The sequence below is a fragment of the Amycolatopsis sp. NPDC049691 genome, from assembly GCF_040675005.1.
Lineage (GTDB): Bacteria > Actinomycetota > Actinomycetes > Mycobacteriales > Pseudonocardiaceae > Amycolatopsis.
In genome coordinates this window covers 468,342-482,027 of record NZ_JBFANX010000001.1, presented here as the reverse complement: position 1 = coordinate 482,027, position 13,686 = coordinate 468,342, and the positions used below count along the sequence as shown (strand labels likewise).

The 13,686-nt window shown below is 73.7% G+C and carries 14 protein-coding genes; 10 read left to right on the top strand and 4 right to left on the bottom strand.

What is annotated here, in order from left to right; all coding sequences use genetic code 11:
- The first annotated feature begins 28 nt into the window (after positions 1 to 28).
- The 7 genes from AB0J40_RS02305 (at position 29) to AB0J40_RS02275 (ending at position 5,590) form a co-directional block, all read left to right on the top strand.
- On the top strand, positions 29 to 1,687 hold the full coding sequence (locus AB0J40_RS02305; RefSeq protein ID WP_364447280.1) for a protein kinase: 1,659 nt from the start codon (positions 29 to 31) through the stop codon (positions 1,685 to 1,687).
- A gap of 53 nt (positions 1,688 to 1,740) precedes the next feature.
- Positions 1,741 to 2,046 carry a hypothetical protein gene (locus tag AB0J40_RS02300; protein WP_364446319.1) on the top strand — a complete coding sequence of 102 codons (306 nt, stop codon included), beginning with the start codon at positions 1,741 to 1,743 and terminating at the stop codon, positions 2,044 to 2,046.
- A 19-nt stretch (positions 2,047 to 2,065) separates the two neighbouring features.
- Complete coding sequence (gene msrB, locus AB0J40_RS02295) at positions 2,066 to 2,488, top strand: peptide-methionine (R)-S-oxide reductase MsrB (RefSeq protein WP_364446316.1); 423 nt, start codon at positions 2,066 to 2,068, stop codon at positions 2,486 to 2,488.
- An 87-nt stretch (positions 2,489 to 2,575) separates the two neighbouring features.
- Entirely contained in the window at positions 2,576 to 3,481 is a 906-nt protein-coding gene (locus AB0J40_RS02290) for a TIGR04222 domain-containing membrane protein (RefSeq protein WP_364446314.1), read from the top strand.
- 66 nt (positions 3,482 to 3,547) lie between these two features.
- Positions 3,548 to 4,462, top strand: coding sequence for a TIGR04222 domain-containing membrane protein (locus AB0J40_RS02285; RefSeq protein ID WP_364446312.1), 915 nt, complete (start codon positions 3,548 to 3,550; stop codon positions 4,460 to 4,462).
- Positions 4,455 to 5,255 carry a DUF692 domain-containing protein gene (locus AB0J40_RS02280; protein ID WP_364446311.1) on the top strand — a complete coding sequence of 267 codons (801 nt, stop codon included), beginning with the start codon at positions 4,455 to 4,457 and terminating at the stop codon, positions 5,253 to 5,255. The genes AB0J40_RS02285 and AB0J40_RS02280 overlap by 8 nt, the downstream gene beginning before the upstream one ends.
- A complete protein-coding gene (locus AB0J40_RS02275) occupies positions 5,252 to 5,590 on the top strand; it encodes a hypothetical protein (protein ID WP_364446309.1) in 339 nt (112 codons plus the stop codon). Before AB0J40_RS02280 ends, AB0J40_RS02275 begins: the two co-directional genes overlap by 4 nt.
- Positions 5,591 to 5,711: 121 nt before the next feature.
- Here AB0J40_RS02275 and AB0J40_RS02270 read toward each other — a convergent pair whose 3' ends face one another.
- Genes AB0J40_RS02270 through hemE form a run of 4 tightly spaced genes read right to left on the bottom strand, consistent with a single transcriptional unit; the run spans position 5,712 to position 10,269 of the window.
- A complete protein-coding gene (locus tag AB0J40_RS02270; RefSeq protein WP_364446308.1) occupies positions 5,712 to 7,052 on the bottom strand; it encodes a CoA transferase in 1,341 nt (446 codons plus the stop codon).
- Complete coding sequence (hemQ, locus tag AB0J40_RS02265; protein ID WP_364446307.1) at positions 7,052 to 7,744, bottom strand: hydrogen peroxide-dependent heme synthase; 693 nt, start codon at positions 7,742 to 7,744, stop codon at positions 7,052 to 7,054. Before hemQ ends, AB0J40_RS02270 begins: the two co-directional genes overlap by 1 nt.
- A 57-nt stretch (positions 7,745 to 7,801) precedes the next feature.
- Complete coding sequence (hemG, locus tag AB0J40_RS02260) at positions 7,802 to 9,202, bottom strand: protoporphyrinogen oxidase (RefSeq protein WP_364446306.1); 1,401 nt, start codon at positions 9,200 to 9,202, stop codon at positions 7,802 to 7,804.
- Positions 9,199 to 10,269: a uroporphyrinogen decarboxylase gene (gene hemE / locus AB0J40_RS02255; protein ID WP_364446304.1), complete on the bottom strand. Its 1,071-nt coding sequence runs from the start codon at positions 10,267 to 10,269 to the stop codon at positions 9,199 to 9,201. Before hemE ends, hemG begins: the two co-directional genes overlap by 4 nt.
- 88 nt (positions 10,270 to 10,357) lie before the next feature.
- On the opposite strand from hemE, the gene AB0J40_RS02250 reads away from it, so the two are divergent.
- The 3 genes from AB0J40_RS02250 (at position 10,358) to AB0J40_RS02240 (ending at position 13,683) form a co-directional block, all read left to right on the top strand.
- Positions 10,358 to 10,921 (top strand): DUF3000 domain-containing protein, encoded by a 564-nt coding sequence (locus tag AB0J40_RS02250; RefSeq protein ID WP_364446303.1) that lies wholly within the window; start codon positions 10,358 to 10,360, stop codon positions 10,919 to 10,921.
- A 723-nt stretch (positions 10,922 to 11,644) separates the two neighbouring features.
- Positions 11,645 to 12,361: a response regulator transcription factor gene (locus AB0J40_RS02245; protein ID WP_033291604.1), complete on the top strand. Its 717-nt coding sequence runs from the start codon at positions 11,645 to 11,647 to the stop codon at positions 12,359 to 12,361.
- A 98-nt stretch (positions 12,362 to 12,459) separates the two neighbouring features.
- Positions 12,460 to 13,683, top strand: coding sequence for a ribonuclease D (locus AB0J40_RS02240; RefSeq protein WP_364447278.1), 1,224 nt, complete (start codon positions 12,460 to 12,462; stop codon positions 13,681 to 13,683).
- Positions 13,684 to 13,686 lie beyond the last annotated feature (3 nt).

The following is a 13,686-nucleotide window of genomic DNA, read 5'->3' as shown; positions in this document are numbered from 1 at the left end:
AGGAGCAGCCGCCATCGACACCGGTCAGCTGATCGCGGGGCACTACCGCCTCGTCGAGCACATTGGTAGCGGTGCCATGGGAGTCGTGTGGCGCGCGACGGACGTGCGCCTCGAGCGCACCGTCGCGATCAAGCAGATCCTCCCGCAGCCGGGCGTCTCCGAGACCGAGCGCGACAACATGCGCCAGCGCGCCATGCGCGAGGCGAAGAACGCGGCCCGGTTCCAGCACCCGAACGCGATCGTCGTGTTCGACATCGCCGAGCACAACGGCGACCCGTGCCTGGTGATGGAGTACCTCGACGGGCCCAGCCTCTCCACGATCCTCGCCGAGGAGGGCACCCTCCCGCTCGGCCGGGTCGCCCGGATCGGCGAGCAGGTCGCGTCCGCGCTGGTCGCCGCGCACCGCGCCGGGATCGTGCACCGCGACGTCAAGCCGGGCAACATCCTGATCGACGAGACCGGCACCGCGAAGATCACCGACTTCGGCATCTCGCGCGCGGCGGGCGACATGACGCTCACCGCCACCGGCCTGATCGGCGGCACCCCCGCCTACCTGGCGCCCGAGCTGGCCCGCGGCGCCGACCCGGTGCCCAGCTCCGACGTCTTCGCCCTCGGCGCGACGCTCTACCAGGCGATCGAGGGCACCACGCCGTACGGCAACACGACCAACCAGCTCGCGCTGCTCTACGCGGCCGCGAACGGCCAGATCAACCCGCCGGTGCAGGCGGGCGCGGCCACCGCGCTGCTGATGAGCCTGCTGCGCAGCGAGCCGGGCGAGCGGCCCAGCATGGCCGAGGCGCGCGAGCGGCTGGCCGCGCTGGCCCGCACCGAGCCGGGCGGCATGTCGGCGTCGCCGCCGCTGCTGTCGGGGGGCGGGGGCCGCAAGCCCGCCGCGTCCGCCGACGGCGGCGAGCGCCCGCCGTGGCAGCGCACCGACCAGAAGGCGCCCTCGTCGCCGCCGGTCGGCACGCCGGTGCCCGCGAACAAGGCGGCGTCGAACCCGCCGCGCCCGACCGCGGCGTTCATGCCGATGCGCTCGCCGGCCGCGCCCCCGAACACCCCGCCCAGACCGATGCCCGCGGCCGCGCCGACGGCCAGGGCGCCCCAGTACTCGTCGAACCCGTCGAAGCCGGACAACAAGCGCAAGTACGCGCTGCTCGCCGGCGGCGGCGCCGCGGTCGTCGTGGTCGCGGTCATCGTCTTCCTGGTGCTGAACTCCGGCAGCGGCGGCACGGGAGGCACCTCGAACGCCCAGTCGCCGGGCAACCAGCCCACGGCGGGCCAGACACCGCCCAGCACTGGCGGCAAGAGCAGCGCGACGAACGCGCCCGCGGGCCTCGGCAAGACCGCCCCGGAAGGCAAGATCACCGACTTCGGTGCCGCCGGCCGGGCGCTCACGGCCTTCTACGACAACCCCGCCGGCGGCTGGTCGAAGCTGACCCCGGCGGCGCAGCAGGTGTACGGCAGTGAGCAGCAGTTCGCCGACTACTGGGCGAACAACAAGGTCTCCAGCTACCAGAGCGCCCGTGCCGACAGCGGCGGTTCGAACGCCGATGGTTCGATCACCATGAACCTAACGGTCAACGGCACACGTAATGGCTACCGGATCGTGATGGTCGGCGGCCAGATGCTCATCGACGCCGACACCCGCCTGGGCGCGCAGGGTTCTCCCGGCTCCGGCTACTGAGACTTAACGCGCCGCTGGTGGGTTCGCGGGCGCGGATGGCCTACCGTGGAGGCATGGCCGACGACGGAGCTGCGCTGCCGGGCCAGAATCCTCGCTTCCACGAGGACCTGGTCGGCCTGGACCCGTACGACCCCGAGGCGCGCGCGTTCGCCGAGCACCTCGACCGGATCGAGCGCTGCGGACCCAACTACACCATCGAAGCCGCCCTCGACGGCGTGGCCGACTTCGCCGACTCCAGCAACCGCCTCGGCGGCCTGCGCTACTGGGTGTCGGCCCTCATCGTCGTGCTCATCGTGCTCGGCGTGATCGTGGCCGCATGGGACATCGTCGTGCACGCCCTCGCGTGGCTCGCGGCGTAACGTGGACCGGGTGAAAGGTATGAAACCCGTTGTCGGCGCGACCCCGCGCGTCGTGAAGTCCGAGCAGGAGTGGCGGGCGCAGCTCAGCCCCGACGAATACGCCGTGCTCCGCCAGGCGGGGACCGAACGGCCCTTCACCGGCGAGTACACCGACACGAAGACCACCGGCGTCTACGAGTGCCGCGCGTGCGGTGCCGAGCTGTTCCGCAGCGACACGAAGTTCGAAAGCCACTGCGGCTGGCCGTCGTTCTACGACCCGGCCGACTCCGACGCCGTGCTGCTGCGCGAAGACCGCACCATGGGGATGAAGCGGATCGAGGTGCTCTGCGGCTCCTGCCACAGCCACCTCGGGCACGTCTTCGAGGGCGAGGGCTACCCGACCCCGACCGACCAGCGGTACTGCATCAACTCGATTTCGCTGAAGCTGGTGCCCCAGTCGTAACGTCGGCAGCCTAAATCCTCCTTAAGCGAGCAACCGCCGCCCTCCCTCGAACGTAGTCTCCGCACACGGACGAGGGAGGGCGGACTCATGACCGACACCTGGGGCATTCCCGGACCGGCGTTCGCGGGCCTCTACCTGGGGTTGCTGCTCCTGCCCGCGCTGGCGGCCGCGATCCGGCTCGGCGCCCTGCGGCACGGCCGCGACGGCGGCGCGCCGGAGCGGGCCGAAGAGCTGGCGGTCCTGACCGGCGGACGGCGGCGCTTCGGGGAGTACGTCGTCGCGAGCCTGCTGGACCAGCAGATCGTCCGGCTGTCGGGCAACGGCCGGCTGAGCCGCGTCAAGGGCACCGCGGCCGATCCCGTGGGCCGCGAAGCCCTGAGCAGGATCGGCAAGCACGGCTCGTCGGTCGAGCGGGTGTGCGACGCCGCCGCCGAGCACCGGACCGCGCTCGAGCTCGAGACCGGGCTGGTCGGCCGCGGGCTGCTCGCCGACCCGCGGAAAGTGCGCGCGACCTGGGTCGGCACGGCCGTGGCGTACTGGCTCGTCCTCGTCCTCGGTGTGGTCCGGCTGATCGCCGGGGCGAGCACCGGGCACCCGGTGGGGATCCTGCTGGGCCTGCTCGCGGTGGGCACCGCCGTCGCGATCGCCGTCACCGTCAAGGCGCGCAACCGGCCCCAGGTCAAGGCCACCTCCGCCGGCAAGGCGGCCGCCGAAGCGGCCCGCGCAGCCGGGACGCTCACGAGCGGCGCGGCCGGGGCGGTCGCCGCCTACGGGCTGAGCGGCCACCCCGACAAGGACATCCGGCAGGCCGCCACCCAGGCCGCGCGGCACGCGGTCGCGCGGGTGTCCAGCCGTCGCACCCGCCTCGCCGGTGCGGGCGGCGGCGTCGCCGTCGGCTACTACGGCGGCAGCTCGTGCGGTGGTGGCGGCAGCTCCTGCGGCGGCGGGGGCGGCGGCTGCGGAGGGGGTGGCGGCGGAGGCTGCGGCGGTTGAAACGCCGACGCGAGCAGCCGCGTCTCACAGCTACGGTAACCGCAACTCACTGAGGGGAGACGGGCGATGGACGACCCGTGGGGCATCTCCGGACCGGATTTCGTGGTCCTCTACATCGCACTGCTCGTCGCGGCGCTGGTCGTCCGGGTCGTCGTGTCCGGAGTGGCCGCGAGCCGCGCGCTGCGGGCGAACACCGAGCAGCCCGGCCCGCCGCCGACCGTCTACCAGCTCGCGTTCCTCGCGGGCGGCCCCGACCGGGCCGCCGACGCGGCGATCGCGGCGCTGGTGGAGCGCGGCCAGCTGCGCGTCAACAGCTACAAGCAGATCAGCCAGGCCGGCGCGCGCCCGGCCGAGCCGCTGGAGCAGGCGGTCTTCGACGCGGCGCAGCTGAAGACGACGTCGACGATCCGGGCGTACGTCCGCGGCTCGGCGGCGATGCGGGCCCTGGAGGACGGCCTCGACCAGCGGGGGCTGCTGGCGTCGGCGGCCGCGAAGCGCCGGTCCCGGACGTTCGGGCTGGTGCTGCAGCTGGCCGTGCTGGCGCTCGGCGTGGCGCGGCTCGTCAACGGCATCTCGCTGGGCCGCCCGGTCGGCATCCTGGTGTTCCTGGTGCTGGTCGCGGCGGTGCTGGCGATCGTGGCGGCGGTCCGGCGGTCCAAGACCGGGGCGCGGCAGCCCTCGGCCGCGGGGCACCGGGTGCTCGGCCAGGCCCGGGCCGCGTCGAGCGGCCCGCTGCCGGCGGGGATGCTGGCGGGCGGCGTGCTGCTCGGCGGCGCCGCGGCGGCGGTCGCCCTCGGCGGCTGGGCGATGTACCCGGACGAGGAGCTGAGCGCGGCGCTGACCCCGCCGGTGACGTCCTTCGGCGGCGGCGGTTCGTCCGGCGGGTCTTCGTGCAGCAGCGGGTCGTCGTGCTCGAGCTCGTCGTGCAGCAGCGGCTCGTCGTGCGGTTCGTCGTGCGGCGGGGGTGGCTGCGGTGGGTGAGCTCGGGATCGGGATCGGCTGGCGGCACGAGCTGGACCTGTCGATCGCGCGGCTGCCCGGCGTCGACTGGGTGGAGGTGGTCGCGGAGAACCTGCACGCCGACCACCTCCCGGAAACCCTGCTCGCGCTGCGCGAGCGGGGCCTGCCGGTGCTGCCGCACGCGGTGTCCCTGTCGCTGGGTGGCGCCGAACCGCTCGACACCGGGCGCGTCCAGCACCTCGCGGAGATCGCGCGGGCCCTCGACGCGCCGCTGGTCAGCGACCACGTGTGCTTCGTCCGCGCGGGCGGGCTCGACTCGGGCCACCTGATGCCGCTCCCCCGCACGCGCGAGGCGCTGGACGTGCTGGTGGCGAACGTCCGGCTGGCGCAGTCCATTGTGGACGTCCCGCTCGCGCTCGAGAACATCGCGGCGGTGCTGGACTGGCCGGACCACGAGCTGACCGAGGAGCAGTTCCTCACCGAGCTGACCGAGCGGACGGACTGCCGGCTGATCATCGACGTCGCGAACCTGTACGCGAACGCGCGCAACGTCGGCACGGACCCGGTGAAGTTCCTGGACGGGATCCCGTGGGAACGCCTGGCGTACGTGCACATGGCGGGCGGCATCGAGCGCGACGGCGTCTACCACGACACGCACGCGCACCCGGTGCTGCCGGAGGTCCTGGCGCTGCTGGCGGAACTGCGGCGCCGCACGGACCCCCCGGGAGTGCTCCTGGAGCGCGACGACGACTACCCGACGGACGACGAGCTGGCCGCGGAGCTGGCGGCGTTGCGCGCGGCGGTGACGGCGTGAGCCGATCGGAGCTGGCGGCCCGGCAGGCGGAGCTGCTGCAGGCGTTGCTGGCGGGCGGGCCGCCACCGGCGGGCTTCGACGCTTCGCGGTTGAAGGTGGAGGCGTCCGTGCTGCGACGCAAGCACGGGCGGGTGCTGGCGTACCAGCGGCCTGAGCTGGCGGAGGCACTGGGAGAGCGGTTCGGGCCGTTGTTCGCGGAGTTCAACGCTGCCCGGCCGAAGAAGGACACGGAAAGGTCGGGGGCGTACGCGGACGAGTTCGTGACGTGGCTGATCGCGGGTGGCCACTTGCCGAAACCGCGGTGGGGCCTGGTGTCCCGACTCCGGCGGCGGTAGTCCACAGGTCGGCCGCCTTGTGGACAACCGTGCTCGGCGCGGCGATTCCGTCGGGCACCACCGGTAAAATGGTTGCGGGGGCACCCCCCGGGAAGGGCGGGCCCCGCGCTGCCGCCGTCGGCTAAGGGGTCCAGGTCGGTTTGTCGACTCCCGGCAGCCGCGTCCCGAAGTCCCAGTGCGGTTGCGCCCCCGGCAGCCCGCCCGCCATCCGGACGCGCGTCAACCGGCCGTACCCGCTGTCGGCCTCCTCCAGCAAGTCGCCGAAATCGACCGACGCCCCCGCAGGATCCTTGCGGCCCAACGAATCCAGCCACCGCGCCGTCCCGGCCAACGACAGCCGGACCCGCCAAGTGCCGCCGTCGGTGACCTGGCGGCGCAGCGCCGTCATGATCGCCGCCGCCGCGAGCCAGCCCGTCGCGTGGTCCAGCGCCTGGACCGGCAACGGCGAAGGCCCGTCCGCAGAGAACGCCATCCCGTTCGACATCTGGACCAGGCTGTCGAACCCGCGCCGGCGCGCCCAGGGCCCTTCCCAGCCGTACGCGCTCAGGTCCGCGATCACCAGACCCGGCCGCAACGCGGCCAGCTCCGACGCACCGAAGCCGATCCGCTCCAGCGCGCCCGGGCGGAACGACTGGAGCAGCACGTCCGCCCGGCTGATCAGCTTCTTCAGCCGCGCACGCCCGCCCTCGGTGTCGAGCGCGACGAACGTCGAACGCTTGCCCTGGCCCGTGTCGCGCACCAGCGCCTCGACCCGCGGGAGGTGCGCCGCGCCGACGTGCAGCACGTCGGCGCCGTGGGCCGCCAGCACCCGGCCGGCCACCGGGCCCGCGAGCACGTGCGTCAGCTCCAGCACCCGGACGCCGCCCAACGGCCGGTCCGAATAGAACAACGTCCGCTTGGGCGCCTCCCCCACCGGCGAAGCCGATACCAGCGGCAGCGAAGCCACGGCCTCACCCTGCGGGTGGGCCGCCCAGTCTTCCGGCGACCGCAGCTCGGCGGCCGCTCCCCCGGCGGAGACGACCGCGTGCTCGACCTCGCGCGCGCTCCGCCCGGCGACCGCCTTCGCGACCGCGTCGCGGCTGCCCGGCACGCCGAGGCCCCAGCACACCGCCGCTTCGTGGCGCGGGTAGTTGCAGTGCAGGCGGACCCACCCGTCGGCCGCGCGGTAGTTGCCCGACAGCGGCGCCCACATCGACTCCGCGCCGACGCCGTCCACCCGCAGCAGCTGCTCGCTGTGGAACGCCGCCGCCGCGTGGCGCGTGTCCGCCGTGACGACGCCGGGGTCGATCTCGCGCGTGCGAAGCAGTTCGCCGGCGGCCAGCGTCGCGGCGGCGATCGAAGCCGTCGCGGCCGCCGCGACCCGGTACGGACCGGGCAGGACGTCCTCGGTGCCGGTCAGCTCGAACGGCCCCGGCTTCGACTCGGTGAGGGCGCTCCAGACGCCCTCGACTGCCTCGCGCACTACGGCAGGGCCGCGACGAGCTCGGCGGGCGGCACGCGCGTGCCCGTGTAGAACGGGACCTCTTCGCGGACGTGCAGCCGCGCCTCGGTGCCGCGCAGGTGGCGCATCAGGTCGACGATCCGGTGCAGCTCGTCGGCCTCGAAGGCGAGGATCCACTCGTAGTCGCCCAGCGCGAACGACGCGACGGTGTTGGCGCGCACGTCCGGGTAGTCGCGGGCTTCCTTGCCGTGGTCGGCCAGCATCTTGCGGCGGTCGGCGTCCGGCAGCAGGTACCACTCGTAGGACCGCACGAACGGGTACACGCAGATGTACTTGCGCGCCTCTTCGCCCGCGAGGAACGCGGGGATGTGGCTCTTGTTGAACTCGGCGGGCCGGTGCAGCGCGGTCTGGCTCCAGACCGGCGTCGACGCGCGCCCGAGCGGGGTCCGCCGGAAGCCGGAGTAGGCGGCCTGCACCTGCTCGATCTCCTCGGCGTGCCACCAGATCATGTAGTCGGCGTCGGCGCGCAGCGCGGAGACGTCGTAGACACCCCGGACGACGACGCCCTTGGCCTCGAGACCGTCGAGGTATTCGGTCGTCTCGCGGCCGGCGGCCCCGCGGTCCTCACCCAGCCTGCCGGGCTCGATCCGGAAGACCGACCAGGTGGTGTAGCGGATGGTGTCGTTGAGCTCGTTGTAGTTGACCCGCGCCATGCTTCCATCCTGTCACCGCGGCCCGCCGGACGCTGCCACGGGGCCGGGTGAGCGCACTCACGCGGAAAGGTGCGCGGCGATCCGGTGGGCCGCCGCCTCGGCCGTCGCCACGCACGCCGGCAGGCCCACGCCGTGCAGGGTCGCCCCCGCCACCGCCAGCCCCGGGACCCCGGCGACCGCCTTCTCGATCCGCTCGACGCGCTCGAGGTGGCCCGTGCCGTACTGCGGCAGCCCACCGCCCCAGCGCGTCACCAGGGTCTCGATCGGCGCCGCCGTGACGCCGGTCAGCCGCGCGAGGTCGTCGCGGACCACGCGGACCAGCTCGACGTCGTCGGCCTGCAACGCGCCCAGCTCGCCGAACCGGCCCACCGAACCGCGGACCAGCACCGGCCCCGAGCCGAAGTGCGTCCACTTGCGCGAAGAGAACGTGAACGCCTTCGCCGCGTACGGCCTGCCCGAAGCGTCCCGTTCGCCCTGGCCGATCAGGATCCCCGACGCGTCGGGCAGCGGCGTTCCCGGCGGCAGCGCCAGCGCCACCACCGCCATCGACGCCAGCTCGACCTCGCCGAACGCCGCCGAAGCCGCCGGTACCAGGTCGGCCAGCAGCCGCCGGGCCGAGGGCGCCGGCACCGCGAGCAGCACCGCGTCGGCCTCGACCGTGTTGTCCGCGGGCGCGTGCGCGGTCGGGTTCGCGCCGATCCGCAGCCGCCAGCCCGGGCCGTGCCGGGCGATCTCGCACACCGGAAGCCCGGTCCTCAGCTCGGCGCCGGACAGCTCGGTCAGCCGGTCGATCACCGTGCCCAGGCCGCCCCGGACCGTGCCGAACACCGGCGCCGTGGACGGGTTCGCGGGCAGCTGGGCCTTCGCGGCCGCCGTCAGCGAGCCGGCGCCCGCGGCCACCGCCGCGGCCAGGCCCGGCATGGTCGCGCGCAGGCCGAGGCCGTCCGCGCCACCGGCGTAGACGCCACCGAGCAGCGGGTCGACGAGCCGGTCGACCAGCTCGTCGCCGAAGCGTTCGCGCAGCAGCGGCCCGAGCGGCAGGTCGCCGCTCGGCAACCGCAGCTCGGGCAGCGACGGCTCGGCCTCGACGGCCCGCCGCCCCGCCTCCGACAGCACCCCCGCCACCGATTCGGCCGAGGCCGGGACGCCCATGACGGTGCCCGGCGGCAGGCCGGTGACGCTGCCGCCGGCGTGGATCTTCGCGCGCGCCTTCGTCGGGTTCACGACGTCGAGCCCGAGTTCGCGGACCAGCGCGAGCATCTCGGGACGGCGGACGAGGAACGCCTCCGCGCCGACGTCGTAGGGCACGCCGGCCAGCTCGGCCGTGCGCAGCTTGCCGCCCGGGGTCTTCGTCTTCTCGAACACGACGATCTCGGCGCTCTCGCCGAGCAGGCGCCGCAGGCGGTACGCCGCGGCCAGCCCGGAGACGCCGCCGCCGACGACCGCGACGCGCTTCACAGCTCGTGCACCAGCCCGACCACGCGGGTCAGCACGTCCGGGTCGACGCCCGGCAGCACGCCGTGGCCCAGGTTGAAGATGTGGCCGTCGGCCGCCTTGCCCTCTTCGACGATCCGGCGGACCTCGGCTTCGAGCACCGGCCAGGACGCGTGCAGCAGCGCCGGGTCGAGGTTGCCCTGCACGACCGCGTGGCCACCGAGGCGCCGCACCGCATCGTCGAGGGGGATGCGCCAGTCGACGCCGACGACGTCCGCCCCGGCGTCGCGCATCGCGGGCAGCAGCTCGCCGGTGCCGACGCCGAAGTGGATGCGCGGCACGCCGTACGCGGCGACGCCCTCGAGGACCCGCGCCGAGTGCGGCAGGACGAACCGGCGGTAGTCCCGCTCGGAGAGCGCGCCGGCCCAGGAGTCGAACAGCTGGACCGCGTCGACGCCGGCGTCGAGCTGCGCGCGCAGGAAAGTCAGCGCGATGTCGGCCAGGCGCCCGGCCAGCTCGTGCCAGACCTCCGGCGCCGAGTGCATCAGCGCCTTCGTGTGCTCGTGGTTGCGGCTCGGGCCGCCCTCGATGAGGTAGCTGGCCAGCGTGAACGGCGCGCCGGCGAAGCCGATCAGCGGCGTCTCGCCCAGCCGCTCGACCAGCAGCTGCACGCCCTCGGCGACCGGCGAGACCTGGTCGGTGCCCAGCTCGGGCAGCGCCTTGACGGCGGCGAGGTCGCGCACCGGCGTGGCGACCACCGGGCCGGTGCCGGGAACGATGTCGATGTCGACGCCCGCGGCCTTGAGCGGGACGACGATGTCGCTGAAGAGGATGGCCGCGTCGACGCCGTGCCGTCGCACCGGCTGCAGCGTGATTTCGGCGAGCATCTCGGGGTCGAAACAGGCGTCCAGCATCGGCACGCCCTCGCGCAGCGCGCGGTACTCGGGCAGCGAGCGGCCCGCCTGGCGCATGAACCAGACGGGCGTGCGGGCCGGGCGTTCGCCGCGCGCGGCGGCCAGGAACGGGGCTTCGGGCAGCTCGCGGCGGCCGGACGGGGCGGCCTGCTGCGGCAGGGGCGTGGTCGGAGACATCGCCGTCAATCGTGCCACGGGCCGGCGGCGGCGCTTCCATCGGCGCGCCTGCGCCCGCAACGGGCCGTGCCCGCCCTAAAGTCGAAGCGTGACCGCGATGACGCCAGTGCCCGAACTCTTCCGCGAAGCAGTTTCGGCGCTGCAGTCCGTCCGGCCCCGCCGGGAGGTGCTGCTGGAGCCGATGCGCCCGCCGCAGCGGCTCGCGCCGTGGTCGTACGCGGTCAGCTGCGAGGTCTCCGGCCCCGCGGACGTGCTGGCCTCGGGCCGGCTGGTCCTGCTGCACGACCCGGACGGCCAGGACGGCTGGGACGGCGTCCTGAGGCTCGTCATGTACGTGCGCGCGGAGCTGGACCGCGAGCTGGCGACCGATCCCTTCCTGCCCGCGGTGGGCTGGTCGTGGCTGACCGACGCGCTGGAGGTGTCGGGCGCGAGCTGGAAGGCGCTGGGCGGCACGGTGACGGAGACGTCCTCGGCCCGCTTCGGCGACATCTCCGGCCCCGCGCGGACCGACGACCTGGAGCTGCGGGCGTCGTGGACGCCGATGGACGCCGGGCTGCTGCCGCACGGGCAGGCCTTCTGCCAGGTGATGGCCAGCGTCGTGGGCCTGCCGCCGGTCGGCGTGACGCTCTTCGGGCAGCGCCAGAGCTCCTGATCCCCGGCGTCCGGGCGATCGTCGGCAACGAATCGGCAACGGCGGAGCGCCGCCGTCCCGTCCGTCAGGGACCGCTTGTACGGATGTGAGCAAATCTCACGTCCGTAGAACGCCGTTCACCCCCGAACGGCCGTCCACGGCACCCCCGGACGTACGAAACCACCCGGACCGACCCTTGAGCCCCGGCGCTCGCCCGAACGCCTCTGAGGCCGTTTCACGTCTCCCCGTTCGTGACTCCGCGCGGTCACGCACCGCAACAAGATCAACTTGGGGTTCCGGCGCCGCGGGACGCCCGGGAGCGCCACGGACAGTCACCGGAACCTCGTCCCCGAAGGGCCGCGGGAGCGGGGCCACGGAGTTGATCATGCCCCGGCCGGAGCCACATTCCGACCCGCCGAGACCGCCATCCGGCCCCTGGTCACTAGGCGCACCGGCAGCTGCACACCTCATCTGCACGGCCATTTGGACGCCGGTAACTTCTTTGCATCGTGTTCGCTGGGCTATCCGTTAACAACCGGCCGTGTACTAGCCCGATCGTGTTACTACGAACCCACTGAGTGACTGTTCGTTTGAGATAGATACCCATTCGATCCCCCCGCAACGGCCTCCGGGCGGCTACAGTGCCTTCGACGACACCACTTTCGGTCTAAAGCTGGCGCGGCTGAACGGCCGAAGGTCCCGGTGCCGGTCGGGGGGCACGACCGACTCCAGGGAGGTAGTGACGTGGCTACCGTCGGCTTATCTCAGGCCGTCCGATCCACGCCAGCCGGCGCGTTGCCGGCGAGCATGGTTCCGCACCCGCGGGAAGAGCTCTTTTCCGTGTTGGTGGTCGATGACCACCCGCTGTTGAGGGAGGCAATCGCAGCAAGACTCGCACAGATGGGTGCGGGGACCGTCCACGAGGCCGCCACGGTGGCCGAGGCGAGGGCGCGAGCACAGGCCACCGGGCCTTGTGACCTGGCGATCCTCGATCTCGGACTGCCGGACGGCAGCGGCATCGAGCTGGTTACGGAACTTCGTAGCCACGGCTGGCCGCGCGTGGTCGTACTCGCATCCTCGGACGACCCGTACGCGGTCCGCTCGGCCTTCCAGGCCGGGGCCCAGGCGTACCTGCTGAAGTCCGCGTCGCCGGTCGTCGTGACCGACGGCGTGCGGCGCGTGCTCGAAGGCGGCGTCTACGCCGACCCGAGCGTGGCTCCGGTGCTGGCCACCGGGACCCGCGTCGCGGGCACCGACAACACCCCGCGCGAGCTGTCCGCTCGTGAGGTGGAGGTGCTCCAGCTGGTCGCCGACGGGCAGTCCAACAAGGAGATCGGCGAGGAGCTTTCGCTCTCCGCTCTCACCGTCAAGTCCCACCTGTCCCGGATCGGGCGCAAGCTCGGCACGGGCGACCGGGCCCAGATGGTGGCGCTGGCCATGCGGGCCGGCGTGATCCGCTGACGCAAGCGAACAGCCCTGCGGGGCGGGCAGACCAGGCGCGGTATGCCCGTCCCGTAGGGTCGTCATCCATGGGAAGTGCAGAGGCCGAGGACACCGGGATGGAGATCGAGTCCACGGGCGGCCCTGTGCTGCTACGCGAACCCGCCGAGGGCACGCCCCCGGTGGTCGCCGATCCGATCGCGCTGGCCGAGGCCTGCGCGAAGCTCGCCGCGGGCACCGGCGCGGTCGCCGTCGACACCGAACGTGCGTCCGGCTACCGGTACTGGCCCAAGGCCTACCTCGTGCAGCTGCGCCGCGAGGGTTCCGGCACGGTGCTGATCGACCCGATCGCACTGGCCGACGACCTCCAGCCGCTGCGCGACGTCCTCAACGACCTGGAGTGGGTGCTGCACGCCGCCTCCCAGGACCTCCCCTGCCTCGCCGAGCTGGACCTGCGCCCGGCGGCGCTGTTCGACACCGAGCTGGCCGGCCGGCTGGCGGGCTACGAACGCGTGGCGCTCGGGACGCTCGTCGAGCTGCTGCTCGGCTACACCCTCGAGAAGGGGCACAGCGCGGCGGACTGGTCGAAGCGGCCGCTGCCGGTCGACTGGCTCAACTACGCGGCCCTCGACGTCGAGCTGCTCGTCCAGCTGCGCGAAAAGCTGGAGGCGGAGCTGGGCGCCCAGGGCAAGCTGGAGTGGGCGCAGCAGGAGTTCGAGTTCGTCCGCACCGCCCCGCCGCCCGCGCCGCGGGCCGAGCCGTGGCGCCGGACGTCGGGCGTGCACAAGATCCGCAACCCGCGCGGGCTGGCGGCGGTCCGCGAGCTGTGGCAGGCCCGCGACGAGCTGGCCCGCAAGCGCGACCGCGCTCCGAGCCGCATCCTCCCCGACAGCGCGATCATCAACGCGGTGACGGCGGACCCGAAGACGGTCGAGGAGCTCCAGGCGCTCCCGGTGTTCAGCGGCCGGGTCCAGCGCAAGTACACGGCGAGCTGGCTGCGGCACCTGCAGGCGGCCCGGGCGCTGCCGGCGTCGGAGCTGCCGTCGCCGTCGCAGCCGACGGACGGCCCGCCCCCGGTGAACCGCTGGGCGGACAAGGACCCGGACGCGGCGGCCCGGCTGTCGGCGGCCCGGGCCGGGCTGGCGGCGATCGCGGAGGACCGCAGGCTGCCGGTGGAGAACCTGCTGCTGCCCGACCTGGTGCGGCGCACGTGCTGGCGCCCGCCGGCGGAAACCGATGAGGAGTCGGTGGCGGCGGTGCTGCGCGCGGGCGGGGCCCGGCCGTGGCAGGTGGAGCTGACGGTGACGGCGCTGAGCAAGGCCCTCCAGACGACGGCGTCCTGACGC